This window comes from Polaromonas sp. UBA4122 (assembly GCA_002381615.1).
Classification (GTDB): Bacteria; Pseudomonadota; Gammaproteobacteria; order Burkholderiales; family Burkholderiaceae_C; genus Polaromonas.
The window spans coordinates 24,169-50,535 of record DFWY01000102.1 but is presented as its reverse complement, the minus strand read 5'-3'; the positions used below and the strand labels follow the sequence as shown (position 1 = coordinate 50,535).

The window sequence follows — 26,367 nt, the reverse complement described above, 5'->3', positions numbered from 1 at the left end:
CGGATGCAGACGCCGCTGGTGTTTGAGGTCGCTGCCGAGCCCCTGATGTTGCTGGTCCCTGCGCCTGCTGATCGGGCTGAAGTGGCATAAATGTCGTATGAGGTCGAATGAAGTTCGCATGAACAGGCTGCTACACATCTCCGATCCTCATTTCGGCACCACACAGCCGCCTGTGATGGAGGCGCTTGTCCGCATGGCGTGCGAGCAGCGTCCGGATGTGCTGGTGCTGTCGGGCGATATCACGCAGCGCGCGCGCGCCTCGCAGTTCAGGCAGGCCCGGGAATTTTGTGACCGGTTGGCTATTCCGCACATGCTGTCGCTGCCGGGCAACCACGACATTCCCCTGTTCAACCTTTACCAGAGGATGTTCAGCCCCTATGCGCGCTACCTTCAGATGTTTGGCCCGAACGTGGAAACCTGTTTGCAGACACTGTGGCTGCAAGTGATTGGCGTCAAAACCACGCGGCGCTGGCGGCATAAAAACGGTGAAGTTTCAAGCACCCAGATTGCGCGGGTTGTGGCCTACCTTCGAGCGGCGGAACCCGAACAGTTGCGCGTGGTCGTCGTTCACCAGCCCGTGTATGTTTTGCGGGCTCAAGACGAGCATGATCGCCTGCGCGGCTGGGAGCCGGCGGTGCGCGCGTGGGCTGCGGCGGGGGCTGACCTCGTGATGGGTGGCCATATTCACCTGCCCTATGTCTGCGAGCTGTCGGCCCGTGTTGCAGGCCTGGACCGCCGGCTTTGGTGTGTGCAGGCGGGCACCGCGCTGTCGTCACGGGTGCGCCGGGAGGCACCCAACTCGGTCAACCTGCTGCGTTACGACGCGGCCGGCCTACCCGAGCAGTGTCAGCTGGAGCGTTGGGACTACCTGGCCGCGGCAGGGCGGTTTGAGATGGTGCAGGCCAGCCAGCTGCCGCTCGGTCCGATGATGTCTGGACAGTGCGGATTCGGGGTGCGCAAAGGCGGCGCTTGCGGGCGATGATGAGCGCGCACATGGTGGTAGGTCCAGTTGAAGGCAAAGGTATAGGGCAGGAAAAACAGCGCGATACCGATGTCCGGCACAAGCGCCTCCCAAAGGCCGCCCAGTCATCAGGCGGCCAGCGGTACCACGGCCATGATCAGGCCAATTTCGAACAGCAGGGCAAGAACGGCGCGGGCCACCAGAATTCGTTTGAAGCCATGCGGCGCTGGGCTTTGGCTGGGCCGCGCAAGAAGCTGGCTGCTGCAGGAAGTACTGGCACCGCCTGCAGGGTTTATTTTATAGATGAAATCAAGCGATAGCCCAATAAGGACGGATGAAAGAAGCTATCTATTTTGTAGCGCCTGATGGCGCTCTTGCCCTTGCAAAAAGCCTGCAATCCCAAGGGCTTGCAGACTTCGGTTACAGGCGCCGTGAGCGCTCCAGTCGTTTAAAACCGGTAGCGAAGGCCCGCTGTGGTGGCGCTGATGCGGTCGCGGCCACTGCCAGCGAATTTCAGTTCATGCCCGTCATACTGCAGCACGGCCGACCAATTGGGGTTGAATACATATTCGGCGCCCAGACCATAAGACACGCCAAAGCCGCTCTCGCTGCCCGGCAGGACGCCAGACGCGGGGTCGGAAGAAACGTCGGTTCGGCCATAGGTCGTTCCCAATTTGCCCAGCAGGTTGAACGATGGGGACAACGGCATTTTGCCGACCAGGCTCAGGTTGAAGCCTTCTGCCTTGGTGGTGCCGCCAGCTCGGGCGATCTTGCCGAAGTCGGTGTAGCCCAACTCAAGGCCAAAGTTGTTGTTGAAGTAGCTACCGCCGGAAATGTTGTAGGTCGTGTCCCGCTTGTCGAAAGGGAAGGCACCTGCGCCGCTGCCGAGCGAAAAGTCGGACTGGCCTGCGTTGAAACCGATGTAGCTCGAGCCCGGCCCGTAGAGGGAGTAGTTGCTGCTTTGGGCATGCGCGCCTGTGCCCGCCGCCAGTGCGGCCACAGCGAAAACGGTTGCTGAAAAGGTTCGGGTTAATGATTGCATGGTGCTTCCTTTCGTGGATGAATCTGGGGGCTCTGCTTCGAAAAGAGGCCGCCTGTTGTTGATCTTCATTTTCAAATTTAAGAGAGAAAATGTCGATGCGTCTGTGGGTAAACGAAGTAACTGCTTGTAGGACAAACAGAAATTTGGAAGGCACCGAGCTGCAGGGGGGGCACGTGTTTTCAATGTCAACGGTTTGTTATTCGCTGAAAATGGTTAATGTGGGATGGTCAAAAGCCTGCTGCTAAAGTCACGTCATGAAGTTCATCACCCATCTGCCAGGAAGCAGTGCTCTGGTACTCGACTCCCCTCACAGCGGAACCACTTATCCGCCAGATTTTTTGTACGCGTGTGAGATGACGGCGCTGCGCAGTGCCGAAGACACCCATGTCGAAAAACTCTATGACTTCGCCCCCGCATTGGGCGTGCACTGGATCGAAGCACACTTTCCGCGCAGCTACCTCGACGCCAACCGAAACACCACTGAGATGGACGTCTCGCTGTTTGACGCGCCCTGGCCGGACCCGGTGGAGACGGACCCCAAAATACTTTCCAAGGTTCGCCTCGGCAAGGGGCTGATCTGGCGCACCACCGACGACGGTGTGCCGATTTACGGGCGCAAGCTGAGTGTGGCCGAGGTGCAGGCGCGCATTGAACAGTGCTGGAAGCCCTACCATGCTGCCGTGGCGCAAGCCATTGATGCCGCCTACCGTCAGCACGGCTGCAGCATTCATGTGAACTGTCACTCAATGCCCGCCATTGCTTCAAGCAAGGCCACCGATTTTCCGGGCGAGGCGCACGCGGACTTTGTGGTGGGTGACCGCGAGGGGAGCACGGCCAGCGCGGCATTGTCCAGGCTGGTGTGCCAGCATCTGGGTGCACGGGGCTACAGCGTGTCTTACAACCACCCTTACAAGGGCGTGGAGCTGGTGCGCCGCTACGGCAACCCTGCGCAGCACCGGCACAGCATCCAGCTGGAGATCAACCGCAAGCTCTACATGAGCGAAGAGACGCTGGCGATGACGCCGGGTTCTGAGACCCTCAAGGCCACCCTGCGCTCACTCGTCGAACTGCTGCTGAACACGGATCCCCGGGCGCTTTGAATTTTTTCCAGAATGGCGGGCGTCTTGCGGTGCCTGGCGGTGCTTAGCCGGTGATTTACGCTCTATTCCACAGCCTGCCCAACATGATTACTTTCTTTAACGACAGCCACCAGGCCCATGCCCCCGAGTTCGAGTTTTTCCGGGGAGAACGCGTGCCGTGCTTTGAAACCCCGGCGCGCGCCGAGTACGTCAAAGCCCGCCTGACTGCGCGCGGCCATACCCTGCGCACGCCGCAAACCGACAGCTGTGCGGTACTGGCCAAGGTGCACGCGGCACGCTACCTCTCGTTTCTGGAAAACGCCTGGCGCGACTGGACCGCGCTGGAGCCTGGCAATGACCAGCGCCAGCCTTTTCCCTCCGTCTGGCCGGTGCGCACCTTGCGCAGCGACCGCGAACCCGTGAATTTCATCGCCCGGCTCGGCCTGTATTCCATGGACAACGGCTCGCCGCTGGCAGCGGGGACCTGGCTAGCCGCCAAAGCTGGCGCAGATGCCGCCGCCAGCGCCGCCCATTTGCTCGCGGCTGGCGGAAGCAGCGGGCGCGCTGTATTTTGCTGTAGTCGGCCGCCGGGCCATCATGCCGGGTCCGACTTCATGGGCGGCTACTGTTTTTTGAACAACGCGGCTGTGGCTGCACAGGCCCTGCGCGACGCCGGGGCTGGGCGCGTGGCCGTGCTCGATGTGGACTACCACCACGGCAATGGCACGCAAAGTATTTTTTACGACCGCGCCGACGTGCTGTTTGTGAGCCTGCACGGGGATCCGCTGACCGAATATCCGTTTTACCTCGGCCACGCCGATGAGACCGGGGCAGGCGCTGGCGCCGGGTTTAACCTGAACCTGCCGCTGCCTGCCGGTTGCACTGCGGCGCGCTGGTTTGAGGCACTAGAGCAGGCCTGCCTGCGTATTGGCGCTTCCGGCAGCGATGCGCTGGTGGTCTCGCTGGGGCTGGATACCTTCGCCGATGATCCCATCTCCACCTTTGCCCTGCGGACCAGTGACTTCAGCCGTCTGGGAGAACGCCTTGGCGCGCTCGGCTTGCCGACCGTGTTTGTGCTGGAGGGCGGTTACGCCAAAGCGGCGCTGGGCACTAATGCGGTCAATGTGATTGAAAGTTTTGAGGGCTCCTGAATGGATCAGATCGATTGCGTGGTGATTGGCGCGGGTGTAGTGGGGCTGGCGGTGGCGCGCGCCCTGGCCCTGCAGGGCAGGGAGGTGATGGTGCTGGAAGCCGCCGACGCGATTGGTGCCGGCACCAGCTCGCGCAACAGCGAAGTCATTCATGCGGGCATTTACTACCCGCAAGGCTCTCTCAAGGCCCGGCTTTGTGTTGAGGGCAAAGAGTTGCTGTACGGCTACTGCGCCGTGCGCGGCATTGGCCACAGCCGCTGTGGCAAGCTGATTGTGGCAACCAATAACGCACAGCTGGCGCAGCTGCAAGGCATTGTGGCCAAGGCGGCGGCCAATGGTGTGCAGGACCTGGTGCTGCTCACGCGCGAGCAGGCGAGGGCGCTGGAGCCGCAACTTGAATGCGTGGCTGCGCTGCACTCACCCAGTACGGGCATTGTGGACAGCCATGCCATGATGCTGGCGCTGCAGGGTGATCTGGAGAATGCCGGTGGTCTTGTAGTGCTGAATTCACCGCTGGCCCATGCGATATTTGCACAGGGCGCTATTATTTTAATAGCAAAAGACGGCACGGAACTGCAAGCCAACACCGTGGTCAACGCGGCAGGCTTGCATGCCCAGGCCCTGGCCCGGCGCTTTGCGGGGCTGGCTGCGCACCTTGTGCCGCCCAGCCATTACGCCAAAGGTAATTACTTCACCCTCTCTGGCCGCTCACCGTTCAGCCGGTTGATTTATCCGGTGCCCGAGGCCGCAGGCCTGGGCGTTCATCTCACGATTGACCTGGGTGGGCAGGCCAAGTTTGGCCCTGATGTGCAATGGGTCAGCTCACCCGATGATCTGGTGGTTGACCCGGCGCGCGGCGAAGCGTTTTATGCGGAAGTGCGCAAGTACTGGCCTGCGCTGCAAGACGGCGCCCTGATTCCGGGCTATGCGGGCCTGCGTCCCAAAATCCAAGGGGCTGGCGAGCCGGCCAAAGACTTTTTGATCCAGGGCTCAGCCGTGCATGGTGTGGCTGGGCTGGTCAACCTGTTTGGAATTGAATCGCCGGGCCTGACCAGCGCACTGGCCATCGGCGAGCATGTTCGCCGACTGCTGTCATAAGTTTACTGCGCGGTCCAGCCGCCATCCATGTTCCAGGCGACGCCGCGCACATTGTTGCCCGCAGGGGAGCAGAAAAACACTGCCAGCGCACCCAGCTCTTCAGGCGTGGTGAATTGCAGGGAGGGTTCTTTTTCACCCAGCAGTTGCTGCGTGACCGCTTCATTGGAGAGGCCACCCGCCGCGACTTTGGCATCCACCTGTTTTTGCACCATGGGAGTCAGCACCCAGCCCGGGCAGATGGCATTGCAGGTGACTCCGGTGGTGGCATTTTCAAGCGCGGTGACTTTGGTCAAGCCCACAATGCCGTGCTTGGCGGCCACATAAGCTGATTTTTCTGCGGAGGCCACCAGGCCATGAACCGAGGCGACGTTGATGATGCGGCCCCATCCTTTCCCGTTGTTGGCGGCCTGCATGGCGGGCAGCGCCAGGCGTGTGGCATGAAAGGCGCTGCTCAGGTTGATGGCGATCACAGAGTCCCATTTTTCAACCGGAAAATTTTCGATTCTGGCCACATGCTGGATGCCCGCGTTGTTGACCAGAATATCGACCCGGCCAAACTGGGCGGCGGCAAACTTCATCATGTCTTCAATGTCGGCGGGCTTGCTCATGTCAGCGCCGTGGTAAGCCACTTTGACGCCCAGCGCTGCAATCGCAGCCTTGGGACCGTCCACATCACCAAAGCCATTGAGAACGATGTTGACACCCTGAGCAGCCAGGGATTTGGCGATACCCAGACCGATACCACTGGTGGAGCCGGTGACGAGCGCTGTTTTGCCTTTGAGCATGATGATTCTCCGGATGATTTACGATAGTTGGTGTGAGATTTAAATCGCGCCAGCAGCCAGTGCGCCTAAAAATTTTCTCAAGTGATTATCAAGCCTTATCAAGCCTTTTATGCGGACTGCATGCACCATGACTGAACCTACGCTGAAATACGTCACCTGTCCCGATGCCGAAGGCGAGCATCGAATGGCCTATTGGCAATGGGGCCAGCCGGATAGCGGACATGTTGTGGTGTGTGTGCATGGTCTGACCCGCCAGGGACGGGATTTTGACGTGTTGGCGCAGGCTTTATGCGAGCAGGTTCAACAGTCTGCGCAACGACCGACCGGCATTCGTGTGGTCTGTCCCGATGTGGTGGGCCGCGGTGAAAGTGACTGGCTGAAAGACCCCATGGGCTACCAGGTGCCCGCCTATGTGGCGGACATGCTGGTTTTGCTGTCTCGTCTGCACGCCCAGTCGCCGATTACGACGCTGGACTGGGTAGGTACCAGCATGGGCGGGTTGATGGGCATAGTGGTGTGCGGTCAGCCCGATCTGCCTTTGGCAGTGCCTGTGCGCCGACTGGTGCTGAACGATGTCGGGCCGACCCTCCAGTGGCAGGCGATTGTGCGCATTGGCGCTTACTTGGGGGAGGCGGGGTATTTCAGCACCCTGCAAGACGCGGCCGACGCCATGTGGGCGGTTTCCCAAAGCTTTGGACCCCACACCCCGGAACAATGGCTGGCGTTGTCTCGTCCCATGGTCAAGCCTGTGTCAGCCGCTGCTGACAGCAAGTTTCGGTTGCATTACGACCCGGCTATTGCGGTGCCGTTCAAACTGGCTACCGAAGCTTCTGCGCAGCAGGACGAGGCCACGCTCTGGCAGCTTTACGACCATATCAAGGCCGAGACGCTCTTGATCCGCGGCGCGCTTTCGGATTTGCTGAGTCCCGAGACGGCCCGCGCCATGACTGAACGCGGGCCGCATGCCCGCCTGGTGGAGTTTGAAGGGGTCGGGCATGTGCCCACGCTGATCGCAAAAGATCAGGTCGCTGCAGTGGCGGGTTTTCTGCTTGGTTAATGCCGGGCAACAATTTGATTGAGTTTTCATGAAAAGCAATGTGCTTGGGCCGCACGGCCCAACGGCCTCCCAAAGTGCCAACGCCTCCATCGTGACGGCCACGGCCGACAGCCTGCCGGACCAGCCGCATGCATTGGCGCGGGCGCGCGCTTTTGCCGAGCCGCTGATTGCCAGCGAAACGCTGGACACCGGCGAAAACATCCTGGCACATGCCGATGCGGTGGCGGCCATCCTCAAGTCGATTGGCGGCTCGGAAGCCATGCAGGCCGCCACGTACCTGGTGCATGCGTGCCAGCACCTGAACAAACCACAGGAAGTGATCGCCAAGGCCTTCGGCGCCAACTATGCCGCTCTGGCGATAGAAACGACCAAGCTGGTCCAGGTGCAGCGCCAGGCGCGCACCGCAGACGCCAAAGCGCAACTGCTGGACGATCCTGCGGCACAGACGGAGAACGTGCGCAAGATGCTGCTGGCGTTCTCGCGTGATTTGCGGGTGGTCATGTTGCGGCTCGCCTCGCGCCTGCAGACCTTGCGCTATTACGCCGCGACCAGGCAGGCAGCCCCGGCGGCGCTGGCCCACGAATCGTTGCATGTGTTTGCACCGCTGGCCAACCGCTTGGGGATATGGCAGGTCAAATGGGAAATGGAAGACCTGGCCTTCCGTTTTTTTGAGCCTGATACCTACAGGCAAACGGCCCGCCTGCTCGATGAAAAACGTGTGGAACGCGAGGAATTCATGGAGGCTCTGCGTGCGCAACTCGAACGCGAGCTGAACCAGAACGGCATTGCCGCGCTGGTGCAGGGCAGGCCCAAACACATCTACAGTATTGTCAAGAAAATGCGCGGCAAGTCGCTTGACTTTGAGCAGGTGTTTGACATTCGTGCCTTGCGCGTGATCGCAGCCGATGTAAATGGCTGCTATGCGGCTTTGGGGTTTGTGCATTCGCGCTTTACACCGGTAGAGGGTGAGTTTGATGACTACATCGCCAAACCCAAAACCAACGGCTATCAGTCTTTGCACACTGTGGTGCGTGATAAAGCAGGTCGGGCGGTCGAGATCCAGATACGTACGCAAGCCATGCACGACTATGCCGAGCACGGTGTGGCGGCGCACTGGGCTTACAAGGAGGCGGGCACCAAGGGTTACAGCGGGGTGTCGGCCAGCAGCGAATACGACGCCAAGATCGCCGTACTGCGGCAATTGCTGGCGTGGGAGCGCGACCTGTCAGGCCCGGCTGGACAGCGTGCGCGCGATGCCAATCAGGGCTTGTTCGAGGACCGCATTTATGTGCTGACACCCGATGCCGCCATTGTGGAATTACCCCAAGGCGCAACGACCGTGGACTTTGCCTACAGCGTGCACACTAACTTGGGGCACCGCTGCCGCGGCGCGCGTATTGACGGGGCGATGGTACCGCTTAACACGCCGCTGCAAAACGGCCAGACAGTTGAAGTGATCACGGCCAAGGAGGGTGGACCTTCCCGTGACTGGCTCAATCCTGAGCTGGGTTTCTTGTCCAGCCACCGTGCGAAATCGAAAGTGCGTGCCTGGTTCAACGCATTGGCCATGGCGCAAACCGTGGCGAAGGGTCGGGAAGCGGTTGAAAAGCTGCTTCAGCGCGAAGGCAAAACCGCGATGAAGTTGGATGCCCTGGCCCTTCAACTGGGTTTCAAAACGGCGGATGACCTGTTTGAAGTTGTAGGCAAAGACGAGTTGTCCCTGCGCACCATTGAAAACATGCTGCGGCCGCAGGAGCCCGTTTTGCCTGCGGACGACTATGTGTTGGCCAAAAAAACACGCCAACCCGACAAGTCCAACCAGCGCGGCAAGGGTAGCGTGCTCGTGGTGGGGGTTGACTCCTTGTTGACGCAACTGGCCAAGTGCTGCAAACCCGCGCCACCTGATGCGATTCTCGGCTTTGTGACCAAGGGCAAAGGCGTGAGCATTCATCGCAGCGACTGCAGTAATTTCCGCAATATGGCCAGCGGCAGCCCTGACCGTGTGATTGAGGTGGCATGGAGCTCGCCCAAAACGCCTGACGGCTCGGTTTATCCGGTGGATGTGGCGGTGGAAGCCGCCGACCGGCAAGGGCTGCTGCGCGATATTTCCGAGGTGTTCGCCAAAGAAAAAATGAACGTGATCGGTGTGCAAACGCAGTCTGTTAAGGACAATCGCGGTGGCACGGCGTGGATGACCTTCACGGTGGAGGTGGCGCAATCTGGCCGTCTTAATCAGGTGCTGGCCATCGTGGCGGAGGTTCCGGGCGTGCGAACAGCCCGAAGACGCTGACGCCGACAGGGTGAGAATATTTATTGTTGGCAATTTTTGGTAGCAGGGCAAGACGGCGTTTTGCCCTGCTACAATCACGGCTCGGACAATCCTTAGGCGCGTAGCTCAGCTGGTTAGAGCACCACCTTGACATGGTGGGGGTCGTTGGTTCGAGTCCAATCGCGCCTACCAAATATCAAGTCTCGTAAATTGTTGATTTACAACGGTTTACGAGACTTTTTCATTTATGCGTCGAAGTCCATGGGCTTTATTGTGGCCTTATTGCACGGCAGCGAAAGCTTCATCCAGACGCTGGCGGGCATAGCTGCCATCCGCGTCAGGCAGCCAGCGTGAGTAGGTCTCCTCGACTTGGCTCGGTGTAGTGTGTCGACGCTGCGACGAAACATACGCCACACGCGCGCCAACCTGCAGCAGCGAGGCAAACGTGTTCCGCGTGCGGTAAGCATGTGGCCGCCAACGCCAAATTGAGTTTAAGCCTCCACGCATGGGGGTGGTACAGCGCAGCGAATGAACCAGACGCGAGGAACCGCAGATCACCAAAGAGAGTTTTAGCCGCCGCCATCCAGCGGACTTACGCCGGTAAGCTGGGCCATGCTTCCCATGTTGAACCTCAAGCCGCCGCCTCCAGTCCATTCCTGAAATGCTCGCGCATGCGCTGCGCGGTGGCGTCGCCATCGCGCGCAGCCAGCGCGGCCATGATGGCGCGGTGCTCGGACAGTGACTCTTCAATGCGCCCGCTCTTGAGCAGTGAGTTGTGGCGGTTCAGCTTCATTACCTTGCGCAGGTCGGCCACCATCTGGTCGCGCCAGCGGTTGTTGGCAATTTCCAGCAGGCGCATGTGAAATGCTTCATTGATTTCAAAAAAGCGTTCCCGGTTGTTCACCGCCTTTTCCAGTTCGTTGTGCAGGCCCTGCAGTTCCTTGAGTTGGGATTCCGATGCTTGGGCGGCCACCACCCCGGCGGCATCGCTTTCAAGCAGAGCCAGCAAGTGGTAGACATCAGTCAGATCGCGCTCGGATACCTCGGTCACGTAAGCGCCGCGCCGCACTTTCATGGTGACCAGACCCTCAGTGGCCAGCACCTTCAGGGCTTCACGCAGGGGGGTGCGGCTGATACCGTATTCCTCGGCCAGCTTAAGCTCATCAATCCAGCTGCCCGGCACCAGTTCGCGGGTGAAAATGCGCTGGCGCAAAAGTTCGGCGACTTCTTCATAAAGCGCTCGGTGAGACAAGGAAAGTTCAGCCATACGTTAAATTGTAAGCTCAATGGAATATTTTGAATCAATAATTATAAATAATGTAAACTCCTCGCTAGAGCCATAAAACCATCCTGCGCAGCTTGCTCCCGCCTTGCCAAGGCTTGAACATTCTGCCAAGCTCAACTAGGACAGCCGACACCACCATGAGCTCAAAGCCCGCTGAATTCAACCCCTCCAGCTTGGAAGCCTGGGCTAAATCGGCTGCCAAATCAGCGCCTGGCGGCGATGTAAATGTCCTGAACTGGCAAACGCCGGATGGCATTAGTGTCAAGCCGCTGTACACCGCTGAGGACATCCAAAACCTGCCTTACACCAATACCTTGCCGGGGTTTGAGCCCTTCATTCGCGGTCCCCAGGCGACGATGTACGCGGTGCGGCCCTGGACGATCCGGCAATATGCCGGGTTTTCCACCGCAGAAGAGTCCAACGCGTTTTACCGCAAGGCGCTCGCCGCGGGCGGGCAGGGCGTGTCGGTCGCGTTTGATTTGGCTACGCATCGTGGCTATGACAGCGACCACCCGCGCGTCACGGGCGATGTGGGCAAGGCCGGCGTGGCAATTGACAGCGTTGAGGACATGAAAATCCTCTTCGACCAGATCCCGCTCGACAAGATCAGTGTTTCCATGACCATGAATGGCGCGGTGCTGCCGGTGCTGGCGGGCTATGTGGTTGCCGCTGAAGAGCAGGGCGTGAGCCAGGATAAATTGAGTGGAACCATTCAGAACGACATCCTCAAGGAGTTCATGGTTCGCAACACCTATATTTATCCGCCCCTGCCCAGTATCCGCATCATTGGCGACATCATTGAATACACGGCCCAGAACATGCCGAAGTTCAACTCTATTTCGATCTCGGGTTATCACATGCAAGAGGCGGGCGCCAATCAGGCGCTTGAGCTGGCCTTCACGCTTGCGGACGGAAAGGAATATGTGAAAACCGCGCTGGGCAAGGGCCTGGATGTCGATGGCTTTGCCGGGCGCCTGAGTTTTTTCTGGGCCATTGGCATGAACTTCTACCTGGAAGTGGCCAAGATGCGCGCCGCCCGTTTGCTGTGGTGCCGCATCATGAAGGGCTTCGAAGCCAAGAACCCCAAGAGCCTGATGCTGCGCACGCACTGCCAGACCAGCGGCTGGAGCCTGACCGAGCAGGACCCCTACAACAACGTGGTGCGCACCACCATCGAAGCCATGGCGGCCGTCTTCGGCGGCACACAAAGCCTGCACACCAATTCGTTTGACGAAGCGATCGCACTGCCCACAGAATTTTCGTCGCGCATTGCACGCAATACCCAACTCATCATCCAGGAAGAAACCCATATCCCGAACGTGATCGACCCCTGGGCCGGAAGCTACATGATGGAAAAGCTCACACAGGACATGGCCGATGCGGCTTGGGCCATCATTGAAGAAGTCGAAGCCATGGGCGGAATGACCCAAGCCGTGGACAGCGGCTGGGCCAAACTGAAGATTGAAGCCGCAGCGGCAGAAAAGCAGGCCCGCATTGACAGCGGCAAAGACGTGATTGTGGGCGTCAACAAATACAAGTTGACAACGGAAGACGCGATTGAGACGCGCGACATCGACAACGTGGCCGTGCGCGACGGGCAGATTGCACGCCTCAAAGCCATCAAGGCAACGCGTGATGGCGCCGCGGTGCAGGCCGCCCTGGACGCACTGACGGCTGCGGCGCAAAATAACGACGGCAATTTGCTGGACCTGAGCATCAAGGCCGTTCGCTTGCGCGCCACGGTGGGCGAGGTGAGCGACGCGCTGGAAAAAGTTTACGGGCGCCACCGCGCCGATACGCAAAAGGTGACTGGTGTGTATGCAGCTGCTTATGACTCGGCCGAAGGCTGGGAGACGCTCAAGGATGAAATCAGCGCCTTTGCCGAAGCGCAAGGCCGCCGCCCGCGGGTGATGATTTCCAAGCTTGGCCAGGACGGCCATGACCGCGGCGCAAAAGTCGTGGCCACCGCGTTTGCCGACCTGGGCTTTGACGTGGACATGGGCCCGCTGTTCCAGACGCCCGAAGAATGCGCGAGGCAGGCGATTGAAAACGACGTGCATGCCGTGGGTGTGAGCACACTCGCCGCTGGCCACAAGACGCTGGTGCCCGCCATTATCCAAGCATTGAAAGCGCAAGGGGCCGACGACATTATTGTGTTTGTCGGCGGAGTGATTCCCCGGCAGGACTACGAGATGCTTTATGAAGCGGGTGTGAAAGGCATTTACGGCCCGGGCACGCCGATTCCTGCGAGTGCCAAAGATGTGCTGGAGCAGATCAAGGCTGCATTGAAGTGAACCAGGGCACATTGGTGGCCGCAGTGCTGCACGGTGAGACCACCGTGAAGCGCCGCGCCATCGCCAAAGCCATCACGCTGCTTGAATCGACCCGTGCCGACCACCGCGCGCAGGCCGACGAACTGCTCACAGCCTTGCTGCCGCATACTGGAAAAGCCTTTCGTCTCGGCATCAGCGGCGTGCCCGGTGTCGGGAAATCCACCTTCATTGAAGTGCTGGGTCTGTACCTCATAGCGCAGGGCCATCGTGTCGCGGTGCTCACCATTGACCCGTCGTCCAGCGTGTCTGGCGGGTCCATCCTCGGTGACAAGACGCGCATGGAAAAGCTGTCGGTGCACGATCATGCTTACATCCGCCCCAGCCCATCGAGCGGCACGCTGGGCGGCGTGGCCGAAAAAACGCGCGAAGCCATGCTGGTGTGCGAAGCGGCGGGTTATGACGTGGTGATTGTCGAAACCGTCGGGGTGGGCCAGAGTGAAACTGCTGTGGCCAACATGACCGACATGTTTGTGCTGATGCAGCTCCCCAACGCTGGTGACGATTTGCAGGCGATCAAGAAAGGCGTGATGGAGCTGGCCGATCTGGTCATCATCAACAAGGCCGACATTGATGCCCATGCCGCCATGCGCGCCGAGGCACAAATCGCCTCGGCCATGCGTCTGTTTGGCCTCGTCAACAATGCCATGGGCCGCGACCAGGCGGCCAACTTTGACAAAAACTGGCACCCTCAGGTGATGCAGCTCAGCGCGCTGCACAACAAGGGTGTCGATGCGTTTTGGGCGGCGGTAACGCAGTTCAAAAATTTGCAGACCGCCAATGGCAGGCTCACCGCACGCCGTCAGCAGCAGTCGCTCGCATGGATGTGGGAACGCATTGACGCGGGCCTGAAGCAGGCTTTCCGGCAAGACCCGGCGGTTAGCGCCTTGCTGCCGACGCTGGTAGCCCAGGTGTCGAGCGACCACATCCCAGCCTCAATAGCAGCAAGAAATCTGCTTGCAGCCCAATCAACACGGGCGCAGGCAGCTATTAAATAAAGAGCGTAAAGAAAGCGAACCATGCAGAAAATTCTTGAACAACTGGAAAAAAAGCGCGCTGCGGCCCGCTTGGGCGGTGGCCAAAAGCGCATTGACGCGCAGCATGGCAAAGGCAAGCTGACGGCACGCGAGCGTCTGGAACTGCTGCTGGACGAAGGCACGTTCGAAGAATGGGACATGTTTGTTGAACACCGCTGTACCGACTTCGGTATGCAGGACAACAAAATCCCCGGCGACGGCGTCGTCACCGGCTACGGCATGATCAATGGCCGCCTGGTGTTTGTCTTCAGCCAGGATTTCACGGTGTTTGGCGGCGCACTGTCTGAAGCCCATGCCGAAAAAATCTGCAAGGTGATGGACCAGGCCATGAAGGTTGGCGCGCCGGTGATTGGTCTGAACGACTCGGGTGGCGCGCGCATCCAGGAAGGTGTGGCGTCGCTCGGCGGCTATGCCGACGTGTTCCAGCGCAACGTGATGGCTTCGGGCGTGGTGCCGCAGATCAGCATGATCATGGGCCCCTGCGCGGGCGGCGCCGTTTATTCTCCGGCCATGACCGACTTCATCTTCATGGTCAAGGACAGCTCCTACATGTTTGTGACAGGCCCCGAGGTAGTGAAAACCGTGACGCACGAGGAAGTGACGGCCGAGGAACTGGGCGGTGGCATCACCCACTCCACGCGCAGCGGCGTCGCTGACCTGGCCTTTGACAACGATGTGGAAGCCCTGCTGATGCTGCGCAGGCTGTACAACTACCTGCCGCTGAACAACCGCGAAAAAGCCCCGGTTCGTTTGAGCGGCGATCCCGCCGACCGCCTGGACATGAGCCTGGATACCCTGGTACCGGACAATGCCAACAAGCCTTACGACATGAAAGAGCTGATCGCCAAAACGGTGGACGATGGCGACTTTTTTGAGATCCAGCCCGAGTACGCCAAGAACATCATCATCGGTTTTGCACGCATGGAAGGCCAGTCGGTCGGCATCGTCGCGAACCAGCCGCTGGTATTGGCGGGCTGCCTGGACATCAAGAGCTCCATCAAGGCCGCGCGTTTTGTTCGTTTTTGCGATGCCTTCAACATTCCGGTACTGACCTTTGTGGATGTGCCGGGTTTCATGCCTGGCACGTCACAGGAATACGGCGGCATCATCAAGCACGGTGCCAAACTGCTCTATGCCTATGCCGAATGCACTGTACCCAAGATCACCGTGATCACCCGCAAGGCTTACGGCGGTGCGTATGACGTGATGTCCTCCAAGCACCTTCGTGGCGACGTCAACTTTGCCTGGCCCAATGCCGAGATTGCCGTGATGGGCGCCAAGGGCGCGGTGGAAATTATCTTCCGCGAAGACAAGGGTGACCCGGCCAAGCTGGCCGCCAGGGAAGCTGAGTACAAGGCACGCTTCGCCAACCCGTTTGTGGCTGGCGCACGCGGCTTTATCGACGATGTGATCCTGCCGAACGAAACGCGCAAACGCATTTGCCGATCGCTGGTGATGCTGCGCGACAAAAAGCTGGAAAACCCGTGGCGCAAGCACGGCAATATTCCGTTATGAACATCATCTGCAGCAAAACATTTACCGCTGACCGGGCTTGGGGCAGTCTGAATATCGCCAATATGAATGGCACCACGGTCAAACTGCACTGGACAGATAAGCCCTACCAATGGCATGTGAACGATGGCGAGGAAGTATTTGCCGTGATGGACGGCATGGTTGCCATGCATTACAGGGTAAGCGGCAAGGAAGAGGTGGTGCTACTCAATGCCGGCGATATTTTTTATGCCGATGTGGGTACCGAGCATGTGGCGCATCCGCAGGGTGAGGCGCGCATTCTCGTGATTGAAAAAGAAGGATGTGTGTAATGTTTACCAAGATTCTGATTGCCAACCGCGGTGAAATCGCCTGCCGCGTCATTCTGACCGCCCGCAAGATGGGCATCAAGACGGTCGCAGTTTATTCCGATGCCGACAAGGATGCGCGCCATGTGGAGCTGGCCGACGAAGCGGTCCACATTGGCCCGGCGCCCAGTCGCGACAGCTATTTGCAGGCCGAAAAAATCATTGCCGCCTGCAAGCAGACGGGGGCGCAAGCCGTGCACCCTGGCTACGGTTTTTTGAGCGAAAACGCGGCGTTCGCCAAACGGGTGGAAGAAGAGGGCATCGTCTTCATAGGCCCCAAGCACCACTCCATCGCGGCGATGGGCGACAAGATTGAATCCAAAAAACTGGCGGGTGCGGCGGGTGTGAACTGCATTCCCGGCGTGAATGAGGCGATTGAAAGTGCCGAGAAAGCGGTGGAAATTGCCAAAGGCATTGGCTACCCGGTGATGATCAAGGCTAGCGCTGGCGGCGGTGGCAAAGGCTTGCGCGTGGCCTTCAATGACAAGGAAGCGCTGGAAGGCTTCACCAGCTGCCGCAACGAAGCGCGCAACAGTTTTGGCGACGACCGCGTCTTCATCGAAAAGTTTGTTGAAGAACCGCGGCACATCGAGATTCAGCTGCTGGGCGACAGCCATGGCAATGTGGTTTACCTGAACGAGCGCGAGTGCTCGATCCAGCGCCGTCACCAGAAGGTGATTGAAGAGGCGCCATCGCCCTTCATTTCTGAGGCCACGCGCAAGGCCATGGGCGAGCAGGCCGTGCTGCTGGCCAAGGCCGTGAAATACCAGAGTGCCGGTACGGTGGAGTTTGTGGTCGGCAAGGACCAGAGTTTTTACTTTCTGGAAATGAACACCCGCCTGCAGGTGGAGCACCCGGTGACCGAATGCATCACTGGCCTGGACTTGGTGGAGTTGATGATCCGCGTGGCTGCGGGCGAAAAGCTGCCGCTCACGCAGGCGGATGTCAAGCGCGACGGCTGGGCCATCGAGTGCCGCATCAACGCTGAGGACCCTTTTCGTAGTTTTTTGCCCAGCACCGGCCGGTTGGTGCGCTTTCAACCACCCAAGGAAACCATGTTTGCGGGGGATACGTTGCATCTGTTCGGCGTGCGGGTCGATACCGGCGTGCAGGATGGCGGCGAAATCCCGATGTTTTACGACTCGATGATTGCCAAGCTCATCGTTCACGGCAAAGACAGGAATGAAGCGATTGCAAAAATGCGCGAGGCGCTCAACGGCTTCGTGATTCGCGGCATCAGCAGCAACATCCCATTTCAGGCGGCCTTGCTGGCGCATCCCAAATTCGTCGCGGGTGACTTCAATACCGGTTTCATTGCGGAAAATTATGGGCAGGGTTTTTGTGCCGAAGATGTGCCGCATGAAGATACAGACTTCTTGGCTGCGCTGGCGGCCTATGTGAACCGCCGTATATTGGGTCGCGCTGCGGGTATCAGCGGGCAGTTACCGGGCCACGGCGTGACGGTGGGCGAGGAGTTTGTGGTTGTTGGCCTGGGCGTAGGCGGGCAGAACACCCCACGACCGACGCTGGTAAGAGATTTTCAAGCAAAATCAGGCTCCAGTGCTGTAGAGACGGGCGGGAAACGTTATGAAATATGTAGCAACTGGCATTTGGGTGGCGCTCGCATTCGCGGCACGGTCAATGGCCAGCCTTTCGCTGCCCAGGTCGAACGCGGTGTGGGCAGGAACCCGCTGGCCATCCGCATTGCTCACAACGGAACCCGGCTCGATGCGCTGGTACTGTCGCCGCGCGCCGCCCAGCTTCATGCCTTGATGCCCTACAAGGCGCCGCCGGACATGAGCCGCTACGTGCTGTCGCCCATGCCTGGCTTACTGGTTGAAGTGGCTGTGCAACTGGGGCAAAAAGTTCTGGCGGGTGAACGTGTAGCGGTGATTGAAGCCATGAAGATGGAAAACGTGCTGTTTGCCACGGCCGATGGCGTGGTGGGCAAGGTGCTGGCCGCCATAGGCGAGTCACTGGTGGTCGACCAGCCGATTGTGGAGTTTGAATAATGAGCCGTCCCCTTCGACAAGCTCAGGACAGGCCTTTCAAGGTTTTGGGCGTCCAGCAAATCGCCATCGGTGGTATCAGCAAAGACCGTCTGCGCACCTTGTGGGTGGACATGCTGGGTCTTGAAGTCACCGGCAATTTCGTGAGCGAACGCGAGAACGTGGACGAAGACATTTGCGCCATGGGAAGCGGCCCGTTCAAGGTGGAGGTTGATCTGATGCAGCCGCTTGATGTGGATAAAAAACCGGCTGTGCAGGCCACGCCGCTCAACCATGTGGGTCTGTGGATTGACGATCTGCCCAAGGCGGTGCAATGGTTGACCGGACAGGGCGTGCGCTTCGCACCGGGCGGTATCCGCAAGGGGGCTGCCGGCTTCGACATCTGTTTTTTGCACCCCAAATCAAATGATGAGTTTCCAGTTTCGGGCGAGGGTGTTCTCATCGAAATGGTGCAGGCGCCGCCCGAAGTGGTGTTGGCCTTTTCCCGGCTGGTAGCATTCGACTGGCGCTGACGCAAGGAGTCGTGCCGTGGTGCAGGCGGGGCAAAGCGGCCTCATGATCCCATCGAATTTTTTGACATTTGTCATGAAAACCGCAAGTTTCTGGATTTCCCGGAGTGCATTGAGGGCCTGACGCTTTAAACTCCTTTCACCTGTGGCGCTGTTTCCGGTGCCTTCGCAGGTTAAGGAGGCATTTTTTGCAACCCACCAACATCACCCAACCGGCCTATTTCCACAAGGTCGTCGATTGTCAATGGGCCTGTCCGGCCCACACGCCTGTTCCTGAATACATCCGACTGATTGGTCAGGGTCGCTACAGCGATGCCTACATGGTCAATTGGGTGTCCAACGTCTTCCCCGGGGTGTTGGGTCGCACCTGCGACCGGCCCTGTGAACCCGCGTGTCGGCGCGGTCGTGTCGAAGAAAACAACGGCGACAAGCCCGAGCCGGTGGCCATCTGTCGTCTCAAGCGCGTGGCGGCAGATCACAAGGGCGACGTCAAGGCGCGCATGCCCGCAGTGGCACCACGCAACGGCAAGCGCGTGGTCTGCGTCGGGGCGGGGCCTTCGTCGCTGACGGTGGCGCGCGATCTGATGCCGTTGGGCTACGAAGTGACCGTGTTCGATGGTGAGGCCAAGGCGGGTGGCTTCATCCGGTCGCAGATTCCGCGTTTTCGCTTACCCGAGTCCGTGATTGACGAAGAAACCGGGTATGTGCTCGACCTTGGCGTGCAGTTCAACAGCAGTCAGCGGGTGGAATCCATGAAGGGCTTGCTGGCGCAGGGCTATGACGCCGTGTTTGTGGGCTGCGGCGCACCGCGCGGGCGCGACCTGGACGTGCCCGGGCGCAAAGAGGCTGCGGCTCACATCCACATTGGCATCGACTGGCTGGCGTCGGTCTCCTTCGGCCACATCACCAGCGTGGCACCACGCGTCATTGTGTTGGGTGGCGGCAATACCGCCATGGACTGCTGCCGTTCTGCGCGGCGCCTTGGTGGCTCTGACGTGAAGGTCATCGTGCGCAGCGGTTTCGAGGAAATGAAGGCCTCGCCCTGGGAGAAAGAGGACGCCTTGCACGAGGGCATTCCCATCATCAATTTCCACGTTCCCAAGAGCATCCAGCACCAGGACGGCAAGCTGCTTGGCATGACCTTTGAGATGGTGCGCGCGGTTTATGATGACAAAGGCCGTCGCAGTCTGGTGCCCACGGGCGAACCGGACGTGTTTTTCGCGTGTGACACGGTGCTGGTCGCCGTGGGGCAGGAAAACTCTTTCCCCTGGATCGAGCGCGACTGCGGCATCGAGTTTGACCGCTGGGGTCTGCCGGTGCTGGGCAAGGACACTTTTCAGTCTACTGTGCCGCAAGTTTTTTTTGGCGGCGATGCGGCGTTCGGACCCAAGAACATCATCACCGCCGTGGCTCACGGGCATGAGGCGGCGGTGTCGATTGACCGCTTCCTGCATGGTGAAGCGGTCGAAGTGCGTCCCGCGCCCTTGACCCATCTGATGTCGCAGAAGATGGGTATCCACGAGTGGAGTTACCACAACGATGTGTCGGTCGATACGCGTTTCAAGGTGCCATGGGCCAAAGCTGAGCAGGCCCTGGCCAGCATTCGGGTGGAAGTAGAGCTAGGCTTTGATGCCGCCACGGCCTTCAAGGAAGCCAGCCGTTGCCTGAACTGCGACGTGCAGACGGTATTCAACCGCGACACCTGCATCGAGTGCGATGCCTGTGTGGACATCTGTCCCATGGACTGCATCACCTTCACCACCAATGGCGAAGAAGCCGACTTGCGCACGCGGCTCAAGGCGCCGGCGCTGCACACCACCCAGGATCTGTATGTGTCAACCGAGCTAAAAACCGGGCACATCATGGTCAAGGACGAGGACGTCTGCCTGCACTGCGGACTGTGTGCCGAGCGCTGCCCCACCGGCGCGTGGGACATGCAGAAGTTCCTGCTCAACACCGCGCAAGCGGGGCCGCGCTGCCGCGACCCGCACCATTCCAGTCGCACGCTCCAAACGGAGGCCGCATGAAACGCATAGAAGCCATCAACGATTTCGTCATCAAGTTTGCCAATGTCAACGGCTCCGGTTCGGCATCGGCCAACGAGCTGTTCGCCAAGGCCGTGATGCGCATGGGCGTGCCGGTGAGCCCGCGCAACATCTTCCCGAGCAACATCCAGGGCATGCCTACCTGGTATGAGGCGCGGGTCTGTGAAAAAGGCTATCACGGGCGGCGCGGCGGCGTCGACATGATGGTGGCCATGAATCCGCAGACCTGGGATTCCGACGTGGCCGAAATCGAGCCCGGCGGCTACCTGTTCTATGACAGTACGCGGCCGCTGCCGCCATCCAGGTTTCGCGACGACGTGCACGTCATTGGCGTGCCGCTCACGGAAATCACCAACGCCGTGTACGGGGATCCCCGGCAACGCCAGCTGTTCAAAAATATCATCTACGTCGGCGCCTTGTCAGTGCTGCTCGACATGGATGCCGATGTGTTTGAAAAACTTTTTGCCGAGCAATACAAGGGCAAGGAGCGGCTGCTGGACTCCAACATTCAGGCATTGCACCTAGGACGGGACTTTGTCAAAGAGCACCTTGATGCCCCCTTGGGCATTCGCGTGCGCAAGTCCGACAAGGTGGGGGATCAGATTTTTACCGACGGCAATAGTGCCATCGCGCTGGGGTGCATCTATGGCGGGGCTACGGTGGCCGCCTGGTATCCGATCACGCCATCCTCGTCGGTGCCCGAGGCGTTCCAGAAGTATTGCGACGAGTACCGCGTGGACCCCGCAACCGGTCGGCATAATTACGCCATCGTGCAAGCCGAAGACGAGCTGGCCTCCATCGGCATGGTGGTGGGCGCTGGATGGAACGGGGCGCGAGCCTTTACCGCCACCTCCGGGCCAGGCGTATCGCTCATGACCGAGTTCATCGGTCTGGCCTACTTTGCCGAAATTCCGGTGACCATCGTCAACGTGCAGCGGGGCGGCCCCTCCACCGGCATGCCAACGCGTACACAGCAGTCCGACCTACTTTCCTGTGCCTATGCCTCGCACGGCGACACCAAGCATGTGCTGCTGTTTCCGCAGGACCCGCACGAGTGCTTTGAACACGCTGCAGAGGCTCTGGATCTGGCGGAGCGCCTTCAAACACCGATCTTTCTGATGACCGATCTGGACATCGGCATGAACCAGCGCCTGTGCAAGCCCTTTGTGTGGGATGACGCGCGCGACTACGACCGCGGCAAGGTCATGACCGCGGCCGAACTCGAAGCCGGCAAGGACTTTGGCCGCTACAAGGATGTGGACGGTGACGGCATTCCGTGGCGCACGCTGCCCGGCACCCATCCGACCAAGGGCAGCTTTTTCACGCGCGGCACCACACGTGACCCCTATGCCCGCTATTCCGAGCGCGGCCCGGACTACATCTACAACATGGAGCGCTTGCTGCGCAAGTTCAAAACCGCAGCTGACCTGGTGCCGCAACCGGTGTTGCGCAACGCCTCCCAAAAAACTTCTTTGGGCGTGATTTATTTCGGATCCACCAGCCCGGCCATGCGCGAGGCACTGGACGTGCTGGAAGAAGAGGGCGTGCACCTGGACGCACTGCGGCTGCGCGCGTTTCCGTTCCCCGAGTCGGTCAAACGCTTCATCGCCGAGCATGACAAGGTGTTTGTGGTGGAGCAAAACCGCGATGCGCAAATGCGCTCCATGCTGATCAATGAGATGGATATCGACCCGGCGCGGCTGGTGCGTGTGTTGCACTATGACGGCACCCCAATTACCGCGCGCTTCATCGCACGCGCCATTCGCCAAAGTGTGCATCCGGCGGCGCCGCAGGCCGCTGACCTGCCCCGGCACAAGGAGCTCGCATGACCTACATCGCCAAACCCCGGCTGCACCATCCCACGCTGACCACCAACAAGGTCGGCTACACCCGCCGTGATTACGAAGGCCGCATCTCCACGCTGTGCGCCGGATGCGGGCATGACTCGATTTCTGCAGCCATCATCCAGGCCTGCTGGGAGCTGGACATCGAGCCGCACCGTGTGGCTAAGCTGTCCGGCATTGGATGCAGTTCCAAGACGCCGGACTATTTTCTGGGTGCCTCGCACGGCTTCAATACTGTGCATGGCCGCATGCCCTCGGTACTGACCGGGGCCAACCTGGCGAATCGCGATCTGCTGTATTTGGGCGTCTCGGGCGACGGCGACTCGGCGTCCATTGGCCTGGGCCAGTTCGCCAACGCCATGCGCCGCGGCGTGTGTATGGCCTACATTGTGGAGAACAACGGCGTCTATGGTTTGACCAAGGGACAGTTTTCCGCGACGGCCGACCGAGGCTCAAAGAGCAAAAAGGGCGTCATTAACAGCGACAGCCCGGTGGATCTGGTGGCCCTTGCCCTGCAACTGGGTGCCACCTATGTGGCGCGCAGCTTCTCCGGCGACAAGGCGCAACTGGTGCCGCTCATCAAAGGTGCCATGGCGCATGGCGGTGCCGCCTTCATTGACGTCATCAGCCCCTGCGTGACCTTCAACAACCACAGCGGTAGCACCAAGAGTTACGACTACGTGCGCCAGCATAACGACGCCGTGAGTCGTATCGACTTCATCACGCCGCGCAGCGAGATCACTACGGAATATGCCCCTGGCGAGATGGTGGAAGTGCAGCAGCACGACGGCTCCATGCTGCGCCTGCGCAAGCTGCACCCGGATTACGACCCCACCGACCGCTACGCTGCCATGAGCTACATGCAGGTGCACCAGGCACGCGGTGAGATCGTCACGGGCCTGCTCTACCTGGATTCTCTGGCCACCGATCTGCACACGGCACTCAACACCAGCGACAAGCCTCTCAACACGCTGGGTGCGGCGCAGCTTTGTCCCGGTGCCGGGGAACTGGAAAAAATGAACGCTACGCTGCGCTAGGCTGCTAGGATGGGCAGGGGAGCCGGGTTCATATCGTCACTTGAAAGGGGTCGCCATCATGCCGGAACGTACTGTTTTCCAATCCATGTCTCAAAAGCATGTCATCAGTCTGGGTCCGCACGCCAGCGCTTGGGAGGCCGCCTGCGTCATGACCCGGGCCAACTGTGGCAGCGTGCTGATTGTGGACACACCCGGCACCTTGTTGGGCATCGTCACTGAACGCGACCTGATGACGCGGGTATTGGCCAAGGCGCTCATTCCCGAGAAAACTCAGGTGTCGGAGGTCATGACGCGCAACCCTTATTGCGTTGCGCCGGAGATGCAGGTGTCGGACGCGGTTCTCATCATGATCGAGCGCGGATTCCGTCATCTGCCGATCATGGGCGCGGGTTCGAAAATCCTGGGCGTCTTCTCGGTGCGCGACGCGTTACCACGCGAAATCGGCAATGCCGTCAGCCTGGCGGAGTTTCACGAGCAGGTGAACGACGCGCTGGGATGAGGCCTGCTGGACATGCCATCCTACCATGGCTTGTCTGGGGCGGAAGTATCGGGTGACAGCGTAGCTCGTTGCTCCCGAGCCCGCGCCACGGCGGCTTCGATGATGGCGCGTTTTTTTCCTAACGCCACCGGGTCCGTGTGCAATGAATGGGTGGAGAGATCGGTCAGTTTCTCCAGCGCCTTTTTTTCGAGGTTTTCGTCGCTCTCAGTCTTTTCTCGCTTTGCTTTGGCGCTATGGAAAGCATAGCGAGAACGCGCCAGATCCGATAGCTCCTGCGACCAGGCGCTCCAGCCGGTCTTCTCCCCTGTGACGTTTTTCAGACCGATGCAGTCGACCGGGCACACCGGCACGCAAAGCTCGCAGCCCGTGCAATACGGCTCAATCACGGTGTGCATCATTTTGTTGCTGCCCATAATGGCGTCGGTCGGGCAGACTTTGATGCATAGCGTGCAGCCTATGCACCAAGCTTCGTCAATGATGGCCACTGCACGCGGCCCTTCGATGCCATTAGCGGGGTTCAGGGGCAGTGCGGGCAGTCCGGTGATGGCGGAAAGGCGCTGCACACCTTCAGCGCCGCCTGGCGGGCACTGGTTGATGGCGGCGTTGCCTGACGCTATTGATCGCGCGTAAGCTGCGCAGTCGGGATAACCGCAGCGGGTGCACTGGGTTTGCGGCAACGCGGCGTTGATGCGGGCAAAAAGAGTGTTTTCGGTGGGTGAATTCACCCGCCTATTCTCCCACCAGATAGATTCCTGTCAGTCGCGCTGCACCCTTCAAATCACTTGCTGCGCGTGGTTTTTTTTGCCGTCTTGCTGGTGGGCCGTGCGGTGGATGGCGCGGCGGCCTTCCCAGTCGGCCTCGCAGCCGTCTTAGCTACTGTCTTGATTACCGGTTTGGCGGTTACAAGCGGAGCCGGTTCTGCTATCTTTTTGGCAGCTAAGACTGCTTGTTTTGCCTGGGCTGGGAGCTGATTGTGTTCAATAATGAAGGCTTTGACGGCCGGATAGACCACGCCGTGCCAGCGGCGTCCGCTGAAAATGCCGTAATGGCCTGCGCCTTTGGCTTCCAAGTGCTTTTTCTGACTCGCTGCCACGCCGCTGCACATTTCCAGTGCCACCTTGGTTTGCCCGGCACCTGAAATGTCATCGATCTCACCCTCCACCGTCATCACGGCGGTGGTCTTGATGTCGCCCGGCGTCACGCGTTCGGTCTTGCCCTCGGCGGAGATCACGTCCCAGGTACCATTGACGAGCTTGAACTCCTGAAACACGGTTTTGATGGTCTCAAGGTAGTAGTCGGCGTCCATGTCGAGCACGGCGTTGTACTCGTCGTAAAACTTGCGGTGCGCCTCCGTGCTGGCGTCGTCGCCCTTGACCAGGTTTTTGAAATAGTCGTAGTGGCTGCTGGCGTGGCGGTTGGGGTTCATGGCCACAAAGCCGGTATGCTGCAAAAAGCCGGGATAAACGCGCCGCCCCGCACCTGGAAAGTTGCTCGGCACGCGGTAAATCACATTGCGTTCAAACCACTCGTAGCTCTTGGTCGTGGCGAGCTCGTTGACGGTCGTCGGAGTCAAGCGTGCATCAATCGGGCCGCCCATCATGATCATTGACAGCGGCGTGGTTTCCCCGCGGGAGGCCATCAGTGAAATGGCGGCAAATACCGGCACGGTAGGTTGGCACACGCTGATGACGTGGCAGTTGCCATACTTGGCCTGCAGGTGCCGGATGAATTCCTGCACATAGTTAACGTAGTCGTCCAAGTGGAAGGTGCCTTCGGACAGGGGCACGGTGCGCGCATTTTTCCAGTCGGTGATGTAGACCTTGTGGTCCTTGAGCATGGTTTTGACGGTGTCACGCAGCAAGGTGGCGTAGTGGCCCGACAAAGGTGCCACGATCAGCACAGCCGGCTGGTTCTTGAGCTTGGTCAGCGTGGCCGGGTCGTCCGTAAGACGCTTGAAACGGCGCAACTCGCAAAAGGGCTTGTCAATTTCCACCCGCTCGTGAATGGCGATGCTGGTGCCATCGATATCGATCGTCTGGATGTCAAAGGTCGGCTTTTCGTAGTCTTTACCGAGGCGGTACATCAGGCTGTAGCCGGCAGCCACGCGCTGGGAAAACGGGTTTTGTCCGAGAGGCGACAAGGGGTTGCTGTAGAGCTTCGCAGCTGCTTGCGCAAAGTCAACAAAAGGCTCCATCAAGGTGCGCTGGGTTTCATAGACTTTGTATAGCATGGGGTCAAATCTTCGTACTGTAAATTTTGGACAATATCGTAATATGTTGCAGTGCAATATAACAGGCGTTGGCCGGGTCGGTTGGAGGATAACTACCAGTTCCAGGCTGTTTTTACGCGGTTGCCTCATGAAAAATGGCGCCGGATCGCCGACAAACAAGGTCGGCGGGCTCTTTTTCTCGTTGGGCTAGCTCCCGGAGTGGCTCGGCTGTGGTCCTTTAGCTTAAGTAACGCTTAACATC

At 59.6% G+C, this 26,367-nt stretch carries 21 protein-coding genes and 1 tRNA gene; 17 read left to right on the top strand and 5 right to left on the bottom strand.

The features are described 5' to 3' along the window. Window positions 1-118: 118 nt before the first annotated feature. Entirely contained in the window at window positions 119-982 is an 864-nt protein-coding gene (locus B3F77_RS13815; protein WP_293605506.1) for a metallophosphoesterase family protein, read from the top strand. Between the two features lie 427 nt (window positions 983-1,409). Here B3F77_RS13815 and B3F77_RS13810 read toward each other — a convergent pair whose 3' ends face one another. Further along, complete coding sequence (locus tag B3F77_RS13810) at window positions 1,410-2,003, bottom strand: outer membrane beta-barrel protein (protein WP_293605505.1); 594 nt, start codon at window positions 2,001-2,003, stop codon at window positions 1,410-1,412. 254 nt (window positions 2,004-2,257) lie between these two features. Between B3F77_RS13810 and B3F77_RS13805 the strand changes: the two genes are divergently transcribed. The 3 genes from B3F77_RS13805 to B3F77_RS13795 all read left to right on the top strand — a co-directional run bounded on the left by B3F77_RS13805 (window position 2,258) and on the right by B3F77_RS13795 (window position 5,331). Beyond that, a complete protein-coding gene (locus tag B3F77_RS13805; protein ID WP_293605504.1) occupies window positions 2,258-3,103 on the top strand; it encodes an N-formylglutamate amidohydrolase in 846 nt (281 codons plus the stop codon). Window positions 3,104-3,186: 83 nt separating this feature from the next. Next, entirely contained in the window at window positions 3,187-4,233 is a 1,047-nt protein-coding gene (locus tag B3F77_RS13800; protein WP_293605503.1) for a histone deacetylase family protein, read from the top strand. Continuing rightward, the gene (locus B3F77_RS13795; protein ID WP_293605502.1) at window positions 4,234-5,331 is read left to right on the top strand and encodes an NAD(P)/FAD-dependent oxidoreductase; all 1,098 of its coding nucleotides are present in this window, start codon (window positions 4,234-4,236) and stop codon (window positions 5,329-5,331) included. A gap of 2 nt (window positions 5,332-5,333) precedes the next feature. On the opposite strand, the gene B3F77_RS13790 is transcribed toward B3F77_RS13795, so the two are convergent. Beyond that, window positions 5,334-6,116, bottom strand: a complete 783-nt coding sequence (locus B3F77_RS13790) for a 3-hydroxybutyrate dehydrogenase (protein ID WP_293605501.1) — start codon at window positions 6,114-6,116, stop codon at window positions 5,334-5,336. 127 nt (window positions 6,117-6,243) lie between these two features. Here B3F77_RS13790 and B3F77_RS13785 point away from each other — a divergent pair, with 127 nt between their 5' ends. The 3 genes from B3F77_RS13785 (at window position 6,244) to B3F77_RS13775 (ending at window position 9,634) form a co-directional block, all read left to right on the top strand. Further along, window positions 6,244-7,173, top strand: a complete 930-nt coding sequence (locus B3F77_RS13785; protein ID WP_293605500.1) for an alpha/beta fold hydrolase — start codon at window positions 6,244-6,246, stop codon at window positions 7,171-7,173. 28 nt (window positions 7,174-7,201) lie between these two features. After that, on the top strand, window positions 7,202-9,463 hold the full coding sequence (locus tag B3F77_RS13780; protein WP_293605499.1) for a RelA/SpoT family protein: 2,262 nt from the start codon (window positions 7,202-7,204) through the stop codon (window positions 9,461-9,463). A 94-nt stretch (window positions 9,464-9,557) separates the two neighbouring features. Further along, a tRNA-Val gene (locus tag B3F77_RS13775) sits at window positions 9,558-9,634 on the top strand. Between the two features lie 439 nt (window positions 9,635-10,073). Here the strand turns inward: B3F77_RS13775 and B3F77_RS13770 are convergent. Continuing rightward, entirely contained in the window at window positions 10,074-10,709 is a 636-nt protein-coding gene (locus tag B3F77_RS13770) for a GntR family transcriptional regulator (RefSeq protein ID WP_293605498.1), read from the bottom strand. Between the two features lie 155 nt (window positions 10,710-10,864). Here B3F77_RS13770 and scpA point away from each other — a divergent pair, with 155 nt between their 5' ends. The 10 genes from scpA to B3F77_RS13720 all read left to right on the top strand — a co-directional run bounded on the left by scpA (window position 10,865) and on the right by B3F77_RS13720 (window position 23,896). After that, a complete protein-coding gene (scpA, locus tag B3F77_RS13765; protein ID WP_293605497.1) occupies window positions 10,865-13,021 on the top strand; it encodes a methylmalonyl-CoA mutase in 2,157 nt (718 codons plus the stop codon). Continuing rightward, window positions 13,018-14,055, top strand: a complete 1,038-nt coding sequence (meaB, locus tag B3F77_RS13760; RefSeq protein ID WP_293605496.1) for a methylmalonyl Co-A mutase-associated GTPase MeaB — start codon at window positions 13,018-13,020, stop codon at window positions 14,053-14,055. Before scpA ends, meaB begins: the two co-directional genes overlap by 4 nt. A 21-nt stretch (window positions 14,056-14,076) precedes the next feature. Beyond that, window positions 14,077-15,609 (top strand): acyl-CoA carboxylase subunit beta, encoded by a 1,533-nt coding sequence (locus tag B3F77_RS13755; RefSeq protein WP_293605495.1) that lies wholly within the window; start codon window positions 14,077-14,079, stop codon window positions 15,607-15,609. Further along, window positions 15,606-15,917: a cupin gene (locus B3F77_RS13750; RefSeq protein ID WP_293605494.1), complete on the top strand. Its 312-nt coding sequence runs from the start codon at window positions 15,606-15,608 to the stop codon at window positions 15,915-15,917. Before B3F77_RS13755 ends, B3F77_RS13750 begins: the two co-directional genes overlap by 4 nt. Beyond that, window positions 15,917-17,965, top strand: a complete 2,049-nt coding sequence (locus B3F77_RS13745; RefSeq protein WP_293605493.1) for an acetyl-CoA carboxylase biotin carboxylase subunit — start codon at window positions 15,917-15,919, stop codon at window positions 17,963-17,965. The genes B3F77_RS13750 and B3F77_RS13745 overlap by 1 nt, the downstream gene beginning before the upstream one ends. Beyond that, complete coding sequence (locus B3F77_RS13740; protein ID WP_293605492.1) at window positions 17,965-18,474, top strand: VOC family protein; 510 nt, start codon at window positions 17,965-17,967, stop codon at window positions 18,472-18,474. The genes B3F77_RS13745 and B3F77_RS13740 overlap by 1 nt, the downstream gene beginning before the upstream one ends. Window positions 18,475-18,659: 185 nt before the next feature. Beyond that, complete coding sequence (locus B3F77_RS13735) at window positions 18,660-20,498, top strand: FAD-dependent oxidoreductase (RefSeq protein WP_293605491.1); 1,839 nt, start codon at window positions 18,660-18,662, stop codon at window positions 20,496-20,498. Further along, window positions 20,495-22,345, top strand: coding sequence for a 2-oxoacid:acceptor oxidoreductase subunit alpha (locus B3F77_RS13730; RefSeq protein WP_293605490.1), 1,851 nt, complete (start codon window positions 20,495-20,497; stop codon window positions 22,343-22,345). Before B3F77_RS13735 ends, B3F77_RS13730 begins: the two co-directional genes overlap by 4 nt. Further along, window positions 22,342-23,397, top strand: coding sequence for a 2-oxoacid:ferredoxin oxidoreductase subunit beta (locus B3F77_RS13725; protein ID WP_293605489.1), 1,056 nt, complete (start codon window positions 22,342-22,344; stop codon window positions 23,395-23,397). The genes B3F77_RS13730 and B3F77_RS13725 overlap by 4 nt, the downstream gene beginning before the upstream one ends. 85 nt (window positions 23,398-23,482) lie before the next feature. After that, window positions 23,483-23,896 (top strand): cyclic nucleotide-binding/CBS domain-containing protein, encoded by a 414-nt coding sequence (locus B3F77_RS13720; RefSeq protein WP_293605488.1) that lies wholly within the window; start codon window positions 23,483-23,485, stop codon window positions 23,894-23,896. A 20-nt stretch (window positions 23,897-23,916) separates the two neighbouring features. Here B3F77_RS13720 and rsxB read toward each other — a convergent pair whose 3' ends face one another. Beyond that, window positions 23,917-24,621, bottom strand: a complete 705-nt coding sequence (gene rsxB / locus B3F77_RS13715) for an electron transport complex subunit RsxB (RefSeq protein ID WP_293605487.1) — start codon at window positions 24,619-24,621, stop codon at window positions 23,917-23,919. A gap of 53 nt (window positions 24,622-24,674) precedes the next feature. After that, complete coding sequence (locus B3F77_RS13710) at window positions 24,675-26,126, bottom strand: polyhydroxyalkanoate depolymerase (RefSeq protein ID WP_293605486.1); 1,452 nt, start codon at window positions 26,124-26,126, stop codon at window positions 24,675-24,677. Window positions 26,127-26,367: the final 241 nt, after the last annotated feature.

Coding starts and splice junctions, on each gene's coding strand:
- B3F77_RS13750 (WP_293605494.1), top strand. CDS start 15,606: ATGAACATCATCTGCAGCAAAACATTTACCGCTGACCGGGCTTGGGGC.
- B3F77_RS13740 (WP_293605492.1), top strand. CDS start 17,965: ATGAGCCGTCCCCTTCGACAAGCTCAGGACAGGCCTTTCAAGGTTTTG.
- B3F77_RS13730 (WP_293605490.1), top strand. CDS start 20,495: ATGAAACGCATAGAAGCCATCAACGATTTCGTCATCAAGTTTGCCAAT.
- B3F77_RS13785 (WP_293605500.1), top strand. CDS start 6,244: ATGACTGAACCTACGCTGAAATACGTCACCTGTCCCGATGCCGAAGGC.
- B3F77_RS13805 (WP_293605504.1), top strand. CDS start 2,258: ATGAAGTTCATCACCCATCTGCCAGGAAGCAGTGCTCTGGTACTCGAC.
- B3F77_RS13770 (WP_293605498.1), bottom strand. CDS start 10,709: ATGGCTGAACTTTCCTTGTCTCACCGAGCGCTTTATGAAGAAGTCGCC.
- B3F77_RS13720 (WP_293605488.1), top strand. CDS start 23,483: ATGTCTCAAAAGCATGTCATCAGTCTGGGTCCGCACGCCAGCGCTTGG.
- B3F77_RS13755 (WP_293605495.1), top strand. CDS start 14,077: ATGCAGAAAATTCTTGAACAACTGGAAAAAAAGCGCGCTGCGGCCCGC.
- B3F77_RS13725 (WP_293605489.1), top strand. CDS start 22,342: ATGACCTACATCGCCAAACCCCGGCTGCACCATCCCACGCTGACCACC.
- B3F77_RS13780 (WP_293605499.1), top strand. CDS start 7,202: ATGAAAAGCAATGTGCTTGGGCCGCACGGCCCAACGGCCTCCCAAAGT.
- B3F77_RS13790 (WP_293605501.1), bottom strand. CDS start 6,116: ATGCTCAAAGGCAAAACAGCGCTCGTCACCGGCTCCACCAGTGGTATC.
- B3F77_RS13810 (WP_293605505.1), bottom strand. CDS start 2,003: ATGCAATCATTAACCCGAACCTTTTCAGCAACCGTTTTCGCTGTGGCC.
- B3F77_RS13815 (WP_293605506.1), top strand. CDS start 119: ATGAACAGGCTGCTACACATCTCCGATCCTCATTTCGGCACCACACAG.
- B3F77_RS13800 (WP_293605503.1), top strand. CDS start 3,187: ATGATTACTTTCTTTAACGACAGCCACCAGGCCCATGCCCCCGAGTTC.
- scpA (WP_293605497.1), top strand. CDS start 10,865: ATGAGCTCAAAGCCCGCTGAATTCAACCCCTCCAGCTTGGAAGCCTGG.
- B3F77_RS13745 (WP_293605493.1), top strand. CDS start 15,917: ATGTTTACCAAGATTCTGATTGCCAACCGCGGTGAAATCGCCTGCCGC.
- B3F77_RS13710 (WP_293605486.1), bottom strand. CDS start 26,126: ATGCTATACAAAGTCTATGAAACCCAGCGCACCTTGATGGAGCCTTTT.
- B3F77_RS13795 (WP_293605502.1), top strand. CDS start 4,234: ATGGATCAGATCGATTGCGTGGTGATTGGCGCGGGTGTAGTGGGGCTG.